The sequence below is a fragment of the Telluria sp. B2 genome (assembly GCF_051789535.1).
In the GTDB taxonomy this organism is placed as follows: Bacteria; Pseudomonadota; Gammaproteobacteria; order Burkholderiales; family Burkholderiaceae_D; genus Telluria.
On the sequence record NZ_CP196525.1, the window covers coordinates 25,358 to 38,901 of the forward strand.

At 67.4% G+C, this 13,544-nt stretch carries 12 protein-coding genes and 1 pseudogene; 4 read left to right on the forward strand and 9 right to left on the reverse strand.

Features of this window, described 5'->3' with window-relative positions; all coding sequences use genetic code 11:
• Positions 1-16 precede the first annotated feature (16 nt).
• From ACSUZJ_RS00100 to ACSUZJ_RS00115, 4 genes are all read right to left on the reverse strand, one after another.
• The gene (locus tag ACSUZJ_RS00100; protein WP_499412228.1) at positions 17-2,227 is read right to left on the reverse strand and encodes a xanthine dehydrogenase family protein molybdopterin-binding subunit; all 2,211 of its coding nucleotides are present in this window, start codon (positions 2,225-2,227) and stop codon (positions 17-19) included.
• Positions 2,224-3,210 (reverse strand): FAD binding domain-containing protein, encoded by a 987-nt coding sequence (locus ACSUZJ_RS00105; RefSeq protein ID WP_499412230.1) that lies wholly within the window; start codon positions 3,208-3,210, stop codon positions 2,224-2,226. Before ACSUZJ_RS00105 ends, ACSUZJ_RS00100 begins: the two co-directional genes overlap by 4 nt.
• Positions 3,211-3,219: 9 nt before the next feature.
• A complete protein-coding gene (locus tag ACSUZJ_RS00110) occupies positions 3,220-3,783 on the reverse strand; it encodes a (2Fe-2S)-binding protein (protein WP_499412231.1) in 564 nt (187 codons plus the stop codon).
• A gap of 137 nt (positions 3,784-3,920) precedes the next feature.
• Positions 3,921-5,162: an RtcB family protein gene (locus tag ACSUZJ_RS00115; protein ID WP_499412232.1), complete on the reverse strand. Its 1,242-nt coding sequence runs from the start codon at positions 5,160-5,162 to the stop codon at positions 3,921-3,923.
• Between the two features lie 161 nt (positions 5,163-5,323).
• Between ACSUZJ_RS00115 and ACSUZJ_RS00120 the strand changes: the two genes are divergently transcribed.
• Positions 5,324-5,728 carry a hypothetical protein gene (locus ACSUZJ_RS00120; protein ID WP_499412234.1) on the forward strand — a complete coding sequence of 135 codons (405 nt, stop codon included), beginning with the start codon at positions 5,324-5,326 and terminating at the stop codon, positions 5,726-5,728.
• Positions 5,729-5,824: 96 nt separating this feature from the next.
• Here ACSUZJ_RS00120 and ACSUZJ_RS00125 read toward each other — a convergent pair whose 3' ends face one another.
• From ACSUZJ_RS00125 to folE, 3 genes and pseudogenes are all read right to left on the reverse strand, one after another.
• Positions 5,825-6,433: a phosphatase PAP2 family protein gene (locus ACSUZJ_RS00125; protein ID WP_499412235.1), complete on the reverse strand. Its 609-nt coding sequence runs from the start codon at positions 6,431-6,433 to the stop codon at positions 5,825-5,827.
• Positions 6,434-6,659: 226 nt separating this feature from the next.
• Positions 6,660-6,935: pseudogene (locus ACSUZJ_RS00130) on the reverse strand (transposase); the annotation flags it as partial.
• Positions 6,936-7,035: 100 nt separating this feature from the next.
• On the reverse strand, positions 7,036-7,602 hold the full coding sequence (gene folE / locus ACSUZJ_RS00135) for a GTP cyclohydrolase I FolE (protein WP_499412237.1): 567 nt from the start codon (positions 7,600-7,602) through the stop codon (positions 7,036-7,038).
• 181 nt (positions 7,603-7,783) lie between these two features.
• Between folE and ACSUZJ_RS00140 the strand changes: the two genes are divergently transcribed.
• Positions 7,784-8,656: a hypothetical protein gene (locus tag ACSUZJ_RS00140; protein WP_499412239.1), complete on the forward strand. Its 873-nt coding sequence runs from the start codon at positions 7,784-7,786 to the stop codon at positions 8,654-8,656.
• A 1-nt stretch (position 8,657) separates the two neighbouring features.
• Here ACSUZJ_RS00140 and nudC read toward each other — a convergent pair whose 3' ends face one another.
• Complete coding sequence (gene nudC / locus ACSUZJ_RS00145; protein ID WP_499412240.1) at positions 8,658-9,479, reverse strand: NAD(+) diphosphatase; 822 nt, start codon at positions 9,477-9,479, stop codon at positions 8,658-8,660.
• 243 nt (positions 9,480-9,722) lie between these two features.
• On the reverse strand, positions 9,723-10,229 hold the full coding sequence (locus ACSUZJ_RS00150; RefSeq protein WP_499412242.1) for a DUF4142 domain-containing protein: 507 nt from the start codon (positions 10,227-10,229) through the stop codon (positions 9,723-9,725).
• A gap of 161 nt (positions 10,230-10,390) precedes the next feature.
• Here ACSUZJ_RS00150 and ACSUZJ_RS00155 point away from each other — a divergent pair, with 161 nt between their 5' ends.
• Together ACSUZJ_RS00155 and ACSUZJ_RS00160 are read left to right on the forward strand one after the other, a co-directional pair.
• On the forward strand, positions 10,391-12,109 hold the full coding sequence (locus ACSUZJ_RS00155) for a carbamoyltransferase family protein (RefSeq protein ID WP_499412243.1): 1,719 nt from the start codon (positions 10,391-10,393) through the stop codon (positions 12,107-12,109).
• Entirely contained in the window at positions 12,106-13,485 is a 1,380-nt protein-coding gene (locus ACSUZJ_RS00160; RefSeq protein ID WP_499412244.1) for a N,N-dimethylformamidase beta subunit family domain-containing protein, read from the forward strand. The genes ACSUZJ_RS00155 and ACSUZJ_RS00160 overlap by 4 nt, the downstream gene beginning before the upstream one ends.
• Positions 13,486-13,544 lie beyond the last annotated feature (59 nt).

Below are 13,544 nucleotides of genomic sequence, written 5' to 3' on the forward strand. Positions count from 1 at the left end.
TCGGCAGACGACTGCGTTACAACAGCTTGTCCAGCGTGATCGGCAAGTCTCTTATCCTCTTCCCGGTCGCGTGATATACGGCATTCGCCACCGCCGCCGCCACACCGGTGATGCCGATCTCACCAATGCCCTTCGCCCCCAGCGGGTTGACGTGCGGATCGTCCTCGTCGACCACCTCGACCTCGATGCTGCCGATGTCGGCGTTCACCGGCACGTGGTATTCGGCCAGGTTGCCGTTCACGGCGCGACCATTGCGCAGGTCGAACACGGTTTCCTCGAACAGCGCCATGCCGATCCCGCCGACGATGCCGCCCATCAGCTGGCTGTGGCCGGTCTTGGCGTTCATCAGCTTGCCGACGCCATACACGCCGACCACGCGCGGCACGCGCACCGTGCCTAGGGCCTCGTCCACATGCACCTCGACGAAGACGGCGCCGAAGGCGTGCATCGAGAACTTCTTGCTGGCGTCGCCGGGGTCGGCATCGGCCTGGGCCTCGATCGGGGCGCCGCCGTAACGCACGACGATGTCGGTCATCGATTCGCCTTTTGAGGGATCGCCACGCAGGAACAGCATGCCGCCGTCCATCTCGACCTCGTCCGCCAGCGCGCCATGCAGCGGCGAGCGCTCGTCCGCCACCGCGATGCCGACCAGTTTCAACCTGAGCGCCCTGGCCGCGGCCTGCACCGCCGGCGCCACGCTGGCGACCGTGGTGGAACCGCCCGACACCGGCGCCTCCGGCAGGCGCGAGTCGCCCAGCTCGAAGCGCACGCGCTCGACCGGCAGGCCGAGGGCATCGGCCGCGACCTGCGTCATCACGGTGTAGGTGCCGGTGCCGAGGTCCTGGGTGCTGGAGCGCACCACGACTGTCCCGTCCACATGGATCGTGGCCGAGGCCGCGCCCTTCGAACGGTTGGTCGGGTAGGTGGCGGTGGCCATGCCCCAGCCGACCAGCTTGTCCCCCTCGCGCATCGAGCGCGGCTGCGGGTTGCGCCGGCTCCAGCCGAAGCGCTCGGCGCCGATGTCATAACATTGGCGCAGCGATTTGCTCGAGAAGGGCAGGTCCTTGCCCGGATCGCGTTCGGTGTAGTTCTGCAGACGTAGCTGCAGCGGATCGATGCCGAGTTCATACGCCAGCTCGTCCATCGAGGACTCCAGCGCGAACGAACCCGATGCCTCGCCAGGCGCGCGCATGAAGGTCGGCGTGCCCAGGTTCATGCGCGCCAGCCGGTGCGTGGTTTCCTCGTTCGGCGCCCCGTACATCATGCGCGTCATCAGGCCGCAGGGCTCGATCCAGTCCTCGATCATCGAGGTGTAGGCGACGGTGTCGTGAGCGGTGGCGGTCAATCGGCCGTCGAACATCGCAGCATGGCGCAGGCGCTGCTCGGTGACCGGGCGCGCCCCGACCGGGCCGAACATCTGGTTGCGGTCGAGCACCAGCTTCACCGGGCGTCCCGCACCCTTCGCGGCCATCGCCGCCAGCACCACATGCGACCACACCGAGCCCTTGCAGCCGAAGGCGCCGCCCACATACGGGCACAGCACCGTGACCTTGTCTTCCCCGATCCCGAGCGTGCCGGCGACGGTGCGCTGCACGCCCTTCATGTACTGGGTCGAATCGTAGAGCAGCAGGTTGTCGCCGTCCCAGGCGGCAATGGTCGCATGCGGCTCGATCGGGTTGTGGTTCTCGACCGGCGTACGGTAGGTGACGTCGATCCGCGCGCTGCCCGACAGCAGGCCGGCCTGCAAATCGCCCCGTTTGGTGTCGGTGGATTGGGTCAGCACCTTTTCCGGCGGATGGGTGTGCTCTTTGGCTTCCTCGAAGTCGAGCAGCGCCGGCTCGGTGTCGTACTCGATGCGCAGGCGCGCCGCCGCCTCGCGCGCCTGCTCGAAGGTCTCGGCCACGACCACGGCGATCGGCTGGTTGTTGTAGTGGACCGCATCGTCCTGCAGCAGGGACAGTACCCGGCCGATCGGCGGCGACACCTTGCCGGCCTTGGTTTCCTGCGGCAGGCGCAGCGCGTTCTCGTGCGTCATGATGTGAACCACGCCGGGTAGCGACTCGGCTTCGCTCGTGTCGATACGCCTGATGCGTCCGTTCGGGACAGTGCTGGTGACCAGCACGGCCTGCGCCAGGTGTTCGACGGGATGTTCGGCCGCATAGCGGGCCGCGCCGCTGACCTTGGCCCAGGCGTCAGTACGGTTGATGGGTGCGCCGACAATGCTCATGCGACTCCTCCTACGATCCGCAGCGCCCGCACGATCGCGCGCTGCGCCAGTTCGATCTTGAATCCGTTATGCGACTGCGGCTGGGCGCCGGCGACGGCCGCCGCGGCGGCGCGTTCCATCGCTTCCTCGCTCAGCGCCTGCCCGCGCAGGATGTTTTCCGCCTCCTCGGCGCGCCAGGGCTTATGGGCGACGCCACCCAGCACCAGGCGCAGGTCGCGCACGACCCCATCCTGCAGGTCGAGCGCGGCGGCCACCGAGACCAGGGCAAAGGCATAGCTGGCACGGTCCCTCACCTTCAGGTAATGCGAGTGCACGCCGAAGGGCGAGGCCGGCAGGTCGACCGCCGTGATCAGCTCGCCCTGTTGAATGACCGTGTCGAACTGCGGCGTGTCGCCCGGCAGGCGATGGAACTCGGCGATCGGCACGCTGCGTTCGCCGGCAGGGCCGCTAAGCCGCACCGTGGCATCCAGCGCCGCCAGCGCCACCGCCATGTCGGAAGGATTGGTGGCGATGCAGTGCGGGCTGGCGCCGAGGATGGCGTGGATGCGATTGAAGCCGTCGATGGCGGCGCAGCCCGAACCGGGTTCGCGCTTGTTGCAGCTTTTGAAGGTCGGGTCGGTGAAGTAATAGCAGCGGGTGCGCTGCAGCAGGTTGCCGCCGACGGTTGCCATGTTGCGCAGCTGGGCCGAGGCGCCGTTCAGGATGGCCTCCGACAGCACACGGTAGCGCTGGCGCACCAGCGGGTGATTCGCCGCCACCGTGTTGCTCGCCATCGCGCCGATGCGCACGCCGCCATCGGGCAGTTCCTCGACGGTGTTCAGGGTCAGGCGGCTGACGTCCACCAGCCGGGTCGGCCGCTCGATGCCGCTCTTGTACAGGTCGAGCAGATTGGTGCCGCCGCCGATGAATTTGCTGCCCGGAGAACTGCCCAGCTCGACGGCATGGGCGACGTCGCGCGCCCGTTCATACGAGATCGAATGCATGCGGCCTCCTTATCCTTGGGCGGCGGCCGCGGTACGGATCGCGGCCACGATGTTCTGGTAGGCGCCGCAGCGGCACAGGTTGCCGCTCATGCGTTCGCGGATCTCGTCCTCGCTCAGGCCTTGCGGGCATTCGCCCTGGGTGACGGCGCTGGCCTGGCCCTCGGCGATTTCCCGGAGCAGGGCCACGGTCGAACAGACCTGGCCCGGCGTGCAATAGCCGCACTGGAAGCCGTCATGGTCCATGAAAGCCTGCTGCACCGGATGCGGCTGGCCATCCTGGGCCAGGCCCTCGACGGTGGTGATCTCGCGTCCGTCGTGCATGACGGCCAGGGTCAGGCAGGAATTGATGCGCTGGCCATCGACCAGCACGGTGCAGGCGCCGCACTGGCCGCGGTCGCAGCCCTTTTTGGTGCCGGTCAGGTGCAGGGTTTCGCGCAGGGCGTCGAGCAGGCTCACGCGCGGCTCGATGTTCAGCTGGTGTTCGGTTCCGTTGATGCGCAGCGTCAGCGGCTGCGGCGGAACGTAAGGCGGCGCATCGCTGCGCGCCAACAGGGTCTGGTCGTCGTCTGGCATGGTTCACTCTTCAAAAGTTGTCGGGAGGCGGTCGAGAGCGTCTGACAAAGCCTTCAGGGCAAGATGCGGCGTCGAAGACAGTACGATCAGTACGGCGAGACGATGCAACGCTGCCATGGAGGTTTTGTCAGGCGCTCTCAGCCCTTCACGCAGACGATCTGCTTCAGGGTGTGTACGACCTCCACCAATTCGTCCTGGGCCCGCATGACGGCGTCGATGTCCTTGTACGCCATCGGGATTTCGTCGATCACGCCCTCGTCCTTGCGCGACTCGACGCCTTGTGTCGCGCGCTCGACATCGGCGCGGGTGAAACGGCGCTTGGCCTCGGTGCGGCTCATGGTGCGGCCGGCGCCGTGGCTGCAGCTATTGAAACTTTCCGGGTTGCCCTTGCCGCGCACGATAAAACTCTTCGCGCCCATCGAACCGGGGATGATGCCCAGTTCTCCCTCGCGCGCCGAAACCGCGCCTTTGCGCGTGATCAGGACGTCGCGGCCGAAATGGCGCTCCTGCTGCACGTAGTTGTGATGGCAATTCACCGCTTCCACGTGGGTCTCGAAAGGTTTTACGATCACGCTGCGCACGGCGTGGATCAGGTTCTGCATCATCACTTCGCGGTTGATGCGGGCGAATTTCTGGGCCCAGCCGACGGCCTCGATGTAGTCCTGGTAGTGCTGGGTGCCTTCCTCGAGGTAGGCCAGGTCCTGGTCGGGCAGGTTGACCATGTGGCGGCGCATGTCCTGCTTGGCCAGCTCGATGAAATGGGTGCCGATGGCATTGCCCACGCCACGCGAGCCGGAGTGCAGCATCAGCCAGACGAAGTTGTCCTCGTCCAGGCAGATCTCGACGAAGTGGTTGCCGCTGCCCAAGGTGCCCAGGTGCTTGTAGTTGTTGGTGCCGCGCAGCTTGGGCCACTTGCGGCACAGGGCGTCGAACTCGTCCTTCAGCTTGGCCCAGCCGGCGTCCACCGGCGGCGGCGGACGGTCCCAGGAGCCGACGTCGCGCCCCTTGGCGTTCCTCGTCTTCGGTGACATGCCGTGCGGAATGGCCTGTTCGATGGCGCTGCGCAGTTTTCCCAGGCTGTCCGGCAGGTCGCTCGCGCGCAGCGTGGTCTTCGCCGCCATCATGCCGCAGCCGATGTCCACGCCGACCGCCGCCGGGATCACCGCCCCGAGCGTGGGAATCACGCTGCCGATGGTCGAGCCCTTGCCGAGATGCACGTCGGGCATTACCGCGACGTGGCGGTAGATGAAGGGCAGCTGGGCCAGCTTCGTCAGTTGTTCCTTGGCCGCTTCCTCGACGGGCACGCCGTGCGTCCACATCTTGACCGGTTTGGCCCCTTTCGCTTCGAGGGTTTCGTAGTCCGCCTGTTTCGTTTCCATGATGGGTGGTGAAGACGACAACGGCTTCATGATCGCCCAAATCGAAAAATTGGGGAGTCCGGGAGAGAGAACGGAAGCGTTCGGACCCGCAGTTGCGGTACGAGAACGACGCGTTCTATACTGGCTGAGGCGCTCTGGCGCGCCCTCCACGGAACCCTTGCATGCGAAAACTTCTTTTACTGGCTCCCCTGCTGCTGGCCGGCTGCGTCGACGACTCGGCCACCTACTACATCGACGGCAACCACCACGCGCTGACCGTGCGCGCGGTGCAGGAGCATTTCTGGAAGAAGGAAGTCACGCTGGAGCTGGTCGCGGCGCGCATGCCGGACTGCCAGCGCAGGTTCGGGCTGGCCACGCTGCCGGTGGCGGACGTGGAACTGGAACTGTTTGCTTCGAGCGAGAACGTCTACACGCTGCGCGCCGGGGACCTGGTGTGGCGGGTGGAAACGCAGAACTGCAGCGAGATGGAAGAACCCGAGCAGGTCACCGGGCAGCCGCTCGGCCTGTTCCACCTCGACGAGAACGACAAGCTGGTGTTCGAGGAGGCGGAAACGCCAGCACAGTAAGAGCGCCTAAAACCTTTAGGGCAAGGCGCAGCGTCGAAGACAGTACGCCTGTACGGCGAGACGATGCAACGCAGCCATAAAGGTTTTTAGGCGCTCTTAAGGGCGTAGCCAGCCGCGCGCGATCGGAGCCGCCAGCACGCGCCGGTAGACGGTCTGCATCAGCGGCACCAGCGCTGCGGCCAGCGCCCGGCCAGGGCGGGTATTGATCAGCACCGCGGCAAACGTCGACACCAGCAGCGCTCCGACCATGTCGAGCGGCCAGTGCACTCCCAGGAACACCCGCGCCCAGGCCACCGGCAGCGCCAGCACGAGCAGCGCGAGGCCGAAGCGGCGCGCCTCGCGCAGCGGGCCGAACACGAGGGCCAGGGCTACCGAGAACATGCTGGTGCCGTGGTCGCTCGGGAAGGAACTGTCCGGCGCGTGAACCATGAAGGTATGGCCGATCTCGGCCACGAAAGGGCGTGGATGCGACCAGGCCAGCCCGATGAGCTTGTTGATCGTCAAGGCGATCACGGCGGCCAGGAAAGCACGCACGGCCGCCTCGCGCTGCTCGACGCCGCCGTTCGTCCACATCAGCACCAGGCCCAAGGGCACGATCATGATCAGCCATTCGGCGGCGAAGATCGCGGCATGCAGGCGCCAGCCTTCGAGGCCAGGTGAGGAATTGAAGATCGCGAACAGGTACTGGTTCAGTTGGTCGAACATTGGCGCCGGGATGAAAGAAAAACAATATCCCAGCTTAGCTCAGCCGCCAGGTGTGCACGATTTGAAATCGCAACAGAATGTGACAAAGCTGGCCAGAGCGCTGTCACCAATGCAGCAAATCCGTTTATATCAAGGTTGACGTTGCGCCGATTCCACGCAGCGTCTTGACACCAACTCGTCAACGCGGCCGCATCAGGCGGTGCAATTGCGCCAGCTCGACATCGCGTCCGAGCGTCTCGAGCGTCTGCTCGAGCAGGGAACGGTCGCCGTTGCGCAGCATCGACCATTGGGTGAAATATTCATGCACGGTGCGCCAGGGCGGAAACTCGCGCGGCAGGCTGCGCCACGCGGCGCCCGTATGCAGGAAGTACAGCACCGCGCAGTAGACGTCGTAGAGGTCGTGCTTGCGGGGGCGCGTCTTGCGGCGCGCCGCTTCGAGCATGCCGCGCACGCGCTCGAACTGCTCGCGCGGAATATCGCTGGGGAATTCTGACCGAGCCATCGTTCGCCCCCTAAAACTTCTTTGAGGGCGAAGTTAATGAACAGGTTCCCGGTGCGCCGCAATGGCCGGCCGGGAAGCTGTGGCTCGGTTATTTACTGCATCAGTCGCGCGCCAGCGCGAGGAACTCGGTGCGCAGCGCCAGGTTCGGCTGCAGTTCGCCCAGCATGCACGAGGTGATGGTCTCCTCGCCCTGGGTGCGGATGCCGCGGCTTTCCATGCACATGTGGCGGCACTTGACGACCACGCCCACTGCCTTCGGTTCGAGCACTTCCATCAGCGCATTCGCGATCTGCATGGTCATGCGTTCCTGCACCTGCAGGCGCTTCGAGAAGATGTCGACCAGGCGGGTCAGCTTCGACAGGCCGACAATTTTCCCGTTCGGCAAATACCCGACGGTCGCTTTGCCAAAGAACGGGGCCAGGTGGTGCTCGCAATGGCTGTAGACCGGGATGCCGCGCACCACGATCAGCTCGTTGTACTGCTCGGCGCCATCTTCGAAGGCCTTGAGGACTTCCACCGGATCCTGGTCGTAGCCGGAGGTCCAGTGTTTCCAGGCTTTCGCAACGCGCGCCGGCGTTTCGTGCAGGCCTGGACGGTTCGGATCTTCACCGAGGCTGGCCAGCAGACGGCGCCAGTCGTGTTCGGTGAATGCTTCTTTGTCAGACATGGTAAACCCTAAAAATACGATTGCCGCCAGTATATAGAAAATGCGCCGAGGCTTCCGAAGCCTGCCGATTTCTTGAGCAAACCGGACTCATCTGTTGCGCCTGTGCGCTAGCGTGGACAGGTTCTCATGCGACAGGAGGCGGCCTATGTTCGGAAGCTCGGTACTTGAAGTGGCAATCGGATTGACGTTCTGTTACGGCACGGTGGCGCTGATCGTCGCCACCCTGCAGGAGGCGCTGGCGGCGGCGTTCCGGCTGCGCGCCAATACCCTGCTGGCGGGTATCAAGAGCATGCTCAACGACCCGCGCTTCGACGCGCTGGCCCAGATGGTCTATGCGCACCCGCTGGTCAATCCGCACAGCGACGGTAGCCCGGTCGACGAGCGCCATCTCGCGGCCCGTCCATCCTACATCGAACCGGCGCACTTCGCGATCGCGCTGATCGACAGCATCCAGAAGACACCCGGCGACTTCGCGCGCCTCGGCGCCGACATCGACGCGGTGTCCGACCCGCAGGTGCGGCGCGCCCTGCACGCGCTGCATGCGCGCGCGGCGGGCGACCTGGAACGCTTCCAGCTGCTGGTGGCCGGCTGGTTCGACAATGCGATGGAGCGGGTGTCGGGCGCCTATAAACGGCGCCAGCTCCTGATTTCGCTGCTGCTCTCGCTGCTGCTGGCGATCCTGTTCAACATCGACAGCATCAATTTGTTCCGCACGCTCTGGCAGCAGCCGCAACTGGCGGCGCACATCGGCGGGGCGCCAGGTGCGCTCGACGCCGAGACCCTGCGCCAGCTGTGGGCATTGCCGATCGGCTGGGAAAGCTTCCCGCCGGTGCTGGACGCCGCCTTTGCCCTGCAGGCGGCCGGCTGGCTGATCACGGCGTCCACCACGCTGTTCGGCGCGCCTTTCTGGTTCGACCTGCTGCAACGCGCGGTACAGCTGCGCGGCACCGGGGCGCGGCCGCAGGAAACGCCGGTCGCACTGGCGGCGTCTGCGGCGCCCGCCGTGGTGTCCCCGGCCGTGGCGGCGGTGCGCGCGACGCCGACCGAGGCCTAGCCTACGCTCCCGGCGGCCGGTGCGCGTCGACCAGCACGCTCGACACCGAGATGTGCGGCACGCGCTCCGGCCACTCGTCGCCGGGACCGAACCAGCGCGCCTCGGCAATCTCCGTCGGGTCGACGCGGATCTCGCCGCCGGCATAGTCGGCGGTGAAGGCAATCATCAGCGAATGCGGGAAAGGCCATGACTGGCTGGCGAAATAGCGCAGGTTCGTCACCCGCAAACCCACCTCCTCGAATACCTCGCGGTGGATCGCTTCCTCGATCGATTCGCCCGCTTCCAGGAAACCGGCCAGCGGCGTGAAACGCTTGGCCGCCGAGGCGTGGTGCAGCGCCAGCAGCACCTTGTCGCCGTTCTTGATCAGGACCATCATCGCCGGCGAAATGCGCGGATAGGCCAGGTGGCCGCAATTGGTGCATTTGAAGCTGCGCTCGTGCAGCAGGCGCTCCATCGGATGGGCGCAGGCGCCGCAGTAGCGGTGGGTACGCGCCCATTCGGCGATCTGGGCCGCGCGGCCGGCCACGCCGCTCATCGCTTCGTCCATCTCGCCGAAGAAGAGCGAACGCAGGCCGCGCCAGGCATAGCCCGGCGGTGCGTCGTCGCGGTCGCGCCATCCTGCCTGGCAATAGCGTTCTCCCAGCAGGCCCACCGGCTGCAGGTGGGCCGGGTCGTGGTCGAGCGCGCCCAATGCGGCGGCGTCGGGCAGCGCGAGGTCGTGTTCGCGCACCAGCAGGCGGCCGTTGTGGAAGAGGAATGTGAGCGGGTCGGGATGGGCTTGCGGCGCCATCAGCGGCGTGAAGGTCGGGGGCGTTTGCAGCATACGTTCTATCACGGATGAGAGGGGGTGCCCCATCATACCGCGAGCGGCGCGGGCGCGCCCTGTCCGCCTTCAGAGCCTATCCCAGCAGGCGGGGGGAAGCGCATGGCGACGTGCGCGTAGGCGATGCATGGCAACCGTGGGCAAGGCGCGAGGAGGCCGCGTGGCGAGCCACGCAACGACGAGCAACGCCGTCCACGCTTGCCAGGCGCGTCAGGAGCGACTCCTGACTACTGGGATAGGCGCTTAGGGCTGGGCCAGTTTCCTGCCGAGTTCATGCGCCATCTTGAGGTGTTCGGCCAGGGTCTCGCCCATGGTCGCGGCCAGCGTGCGGATGTCGGGATCGGGTTCCTCGCCGGCGTAATGGCGGAAGACCTTGATGTCGCGCTCGTGCGCATCGATGTTGTACTGGATCCAGCGCTGCTCGAAATCGCGCCCCGACAGGCTGGACAGCTCCTCGACCGTCATTTCCTGCTCGGGCCGCAGGTCCTGGGGCACACCCAGGCCCTTGCGCCTGGCGAGTTGCTCGATGTCGCGGCCCATGCGGCCATGCTCGTCGACCATGGCCTGGGCAAACATCTTGACCTCGTCGTTGCCGGATTTTTCGATTGCCAGCTCGCAGACCTGGATTTCCGCCATCGCGTCCTGCATGGCCTGCAGCAGGAAGGCCTTGTTGCCGGTCTCGCCGGCCGGCGGCTGGCCGGCCGGGGCCGGATTCACGTGCGCCATGATGTCCTCGCTTACCAGTGTCATCAACTTGCTAAGACCGCGCCGGCGCGCCCAGGTTTCACGCATCAGGCGCACACGCGCCCGTAAAAACCGTGCCGAACTAATCGCAGCTCATCGTGCTCCAAGTAGGGCTGGATCGCCCCATCGCTACATAAAAGAATGTTCCAAGAACGAAGGAGATGACGATGAACGATGCCTCCGCCGCCGGCCCGGACGTGCCCGGCCCGGTCGTGCTCGGTATTAACCGCACCCAGGACGCCAGCATCTGCCTGATGCATGGCTCCGAACTCGCATGGGCGATCCAGAAGGAGCGGCTCACCCGCCACAAGCACCACTGGGGCAAGCCAGGCGACCTGCGCCAGCATTACCGCCCCGCCCTGCCCGGCCTCGACCGTCCAATCGACGTGCTGGTCGAATGCTATTCGTCGGATGCGGAGATCGCGTCCCTGGCCAGCTACGAAGCCGAGCTGGCGGACACCCTCGTGCTCGCGCCAGGCTGCCGCCGCGCGCGCATCTCGCACCACCTGGCCCACCTGTACAGCGTGTTCCACCCGTCGCCGTTTCGCGAAGCGGCCGTCATGGTCGTCGACGGCCAGGGCAGTCCGGTGGCGGACTTCACCGAGCAATGGATCGGTGCGGCGGACGTGCCGGGCGACTGGCGCGAGGTGTCCTCGTTCTACGTCGCCAACCGTGAACGCGTCGCCTGCATCGGCAAGCAGCTGTGGGACCGCGACGACACCCGGCTCGTCGGCCTCGGCATGTTCTATTTCCTGCTGACGCAGGCGCTCTTCCCCGGCGAAGGCAACGAGGGCAAGGTGATGGGCCTGGCGCCGCATGGCGACGCGCGCACGCTGGCGCTGCCGCCGCTCGAGGTCGACGGCTGTCGCGTCGCGATCCCGCCAGCCTGGCGCGCGCTGCTGGCCGAGCGCGGACGCTTCCGCTACGGCGCGCCCGAGGTGCGCTTTTCCGACTGCGCCAACCTGGCCGCGGCCGGCCAGCGCGCCTTCGAGGACGCGCTGCTGGCGGTGGCGCGCTGGCTGCACGAGGCCACCGGCCTCACCGACCTGTGCTTCGCCGGCGGCACCGCGCTGAACTGTTCGGCCAACGAGCGCCTGCTGCGCGAGACGCCGTTCCGGCGCGTCTTCATCCCGCCGGCGCCGAGCGACGCCGGCACCGCGCTCGGCTGCGCCATCTACGGCCTGACCGAACTGGCGGGCCAGGCCTGCGACTACCGCTGGAGCCACGACTACCTCGGACCGCTTCCGTCCTCCGCCGCCATCGACGAGGCGCTGGCCCAGGCCACGGCCGACAGCGCCGACCTGGTGGTCGAACGCCTGAACGGCCGCGACGCCCTGTCCGCGCGCGTGCTCGACCTGCTGTGCGCGCGCAAGGTGGTCGCGCTGTACCAGGGCCGCAGCGAATTCGGCCCGCGCGCGCTCGGCCACCGCAGCATCCTCGGCGACCCGCGGCGCGGCTACGTGCGCGACTGGATCAATGCGCGCGTCAAGCAAAGGGAATGGTTCCGCCCGCTTGCGCCGGTGGTGCTGGAAGAACACGCCCATGAGTACTTCGACGTGCCCGGCGCTTCGCCCTTCATGCAGTTCGCGGCGCCCGTGCGGCCCGAGCGCGCCCGCACCGTGCCCGCGATCACCCATGTGGACGGCACCGCCCGCCTGCAGACGGTGGGCCCGGGCGATGACCCGCTGCTGCGCGCGCTCCTGGCCGGCTTCGCCGAGCGCACCGGCGTGCCGGTGCTGCTGAACACCTCCTTCAACGGCAAGGACGAGCCGATCGTCGAGACCCCGGCCCAGGCGCTTGCCACCTTCCGGCGCATGCCGCTGCATGCGCTGGCGATGCCGCCCTACCTGGTGCGCAAGCGCGTCGAGCCGGAGCTGCCGGAATGATCCGCGCCTACCCGGGGCGCGCCAGCGTGAAGCCGGGCGAGCGGCTGGTGCTGCATGTGGCCACCGACAGCCGCCGCTTCCGCGTGCATTTCTACCTCTGGCGCGACGGCCTGCAGGCCATGCACAGTTCGGCCTGGCTGCCGGGCGAGCGCGCGCCCGAGCGCGGCGCCGGCGAAGACTGGCGCTGGCCCGCCTATGAATTCCCGGTGCCGCCGCACTGGCCCTCGGCGGTCTACATCGCCCACCTCGAGGAAGCGCAAGGCAGGCAGGCGCCCTCGCTCGCGCTCGATGCGGGTGCGGCGCTGTTCGTGGTGCGTGGCGAACGCAAGGCAGCCGGTCACGGGCGCCCGCTCGGCATGCTCTACAAGCTGCCGCTCGCCACCTACCACGCCTACAACCACAGCGGCGGCGGCTGCTATTACGACAAGCCGCCGCGCTCGCTTGAACCGCCCGGCGCCCGCGTGTCGCTGCAACGCCCCGGCGGCGGCATCGGCGGCCCGACCTGGGGCGCTCCCGACCATTACGATGCCGCCTCGGCGCGCCAGACCTTCGCGCACTGGGACGCGCGCTTCATCCGCTGGCTGGCGCGCCAGGGCTATGCGCCCGACTTCTGCACCGACCTCGACATCCACCACGACCCGGAGCTGCCGCTGCGCTACCGGCTGCTGGTGTCGGTCGGCCACGACGAGTACTGGACCGAACCCACGCGCGACGCCGTCGAGGATTTCGTCGCAGGCGGCGGCAACGTTGCCTTCTTCGCCGCCAACCTGTGCTGGTGGCGCGTGCACCTGGTCGAGCACGGCACGGCCCTGGTCTGCCACCAGGGCAGCAAGCGCGGTGCTTTCGACCACTGGTGGCCCGCCAGCGGTGCCGGGCGCCCCGAGGACCGCCTGAGCGGGGGCAGCTATCGTCACGGCGGCGGCTGGTGGGACGGCGCGCGCCACACGGCCGGCTTCATCGTCCAGCAACCCGAGCACTGGGTATTCGCCGGCACCGGCTTGCGGCGCGGCGACGCGCTCGGGGCGGACACCTGGCCGCCGCTGGCCGGCTACGAATGCGACGGCGCGCTGCTCGACACCTTCGACCGCGAAAGCGGCCGCGCCACGCTGTCGGCCTGGGCCGACGAGTGCGGCACGCCGGAGAACTACCAGCTGCTGGCGGCCTGTCCGCTCGACCGGCGCTGGCAGGAACTGCCGCCGCGCGAGCGCCACGCCGCCGGCGAGGGCGTACACGCGGCCACCATGGGCGTATTCGAACGCGGCGGTACCGTGTTCTCGGCCGGCACCACCGACTGGGCGCAAGTGCTGGCGGACGGGCGCGACCGCCGGGTCGAGCGCATCACGCGCAACGTGCTCGACCGGCTGTTGCGTTACTGAGAGCCTCTGACACAACTTTCAGGGCCAGCCCCTGAGGGCGAGACGCATCGTCGAAGACA

Excerpts from the sequence above, each read along its gene's own strand:
- ACSUZJ_RS00100 (WP_499412228.1), bottom strand. The coding sequence starts at position 2,227 with ATGAGCATTGTCGGCGCACCCATCAACCGTACTGACGCCTGGGCCAAG.
- ACSUZJ_RS00105 (WP_499412230.1), bottom strand. The coding sequence starts at position 3,210 with ATGCATTCGATCTCGTATGAACGGGCGCGCGACGTCGCCCATGCCGTC.
- ACSUZJ_RS00110 (WP_499412231.1), bottom strand. The coding sequence starts at position 3,783 with ATGCCAGACGACGACCAGACCCTGTTGGCGCGCAGCGATGCGCCGCCT.
- ACSUZJ_RS00115 (WP_499412232.1), bottom strand. The coding sequence starts at position 5,162 with ATGGAAACGAAACAGGCGGACTACGAAACCCTCGAAGCGAAAGGGGCC.
- ACSUZJ_RS00120 (WP_499412234.1), top strand. The coding sequence starts at position 5,324 with ATGCGAAAACTTCTTTTACTGGCTCCCCTGCTGCTGGCCGGCTGCGTC.
- ACSUZJ_RS00125 (WP_499412235.1), bottom strand. The coding sequence starts at position 6,433 with ATGTTCGACCAACTGAACCAGTACCTGTTCGCGATCTTCAATTCCTCA.
- folE (WP_499412237.1), bottom strand. The coding sequence starts at position 7,602 with ATGTCTGACAAAGAAGCATTCACCGAACACGACTGGCGCCGTCTGCTG.
- nudC (WP_499412240.1), bottom strand. The coding sequence starts at position 9,479 with ATGCTGCAAACGCCCCCGACCTTCACGCCGCTGATGGCGCCGCAAGCC.
- ACSUZJ_RS00150 (WP_499412242.1), bottom strand. The coding sequence starts at position 10,229 with ATGACACTGGTAAGCGAGGACATCATGGCGCACGTGAATCCGGCCCCG.
- ACSUZJ_RS00155 (WP_499412243.1), top strand. The coding sequence starts at position 10,391 with ATGAACGATGCCTCCGCCGCCGGCCCGGACGTGCCCGGCCCGGTCGTG.
- ACSUZJ_RS00160 (WP_499412244.1), top strand. The coding sequence starts at position 12,106 with ATGATCCGCGCCTACCCGGGGCGCGCCAGCGTGAAGCCGGGCGAGCGG.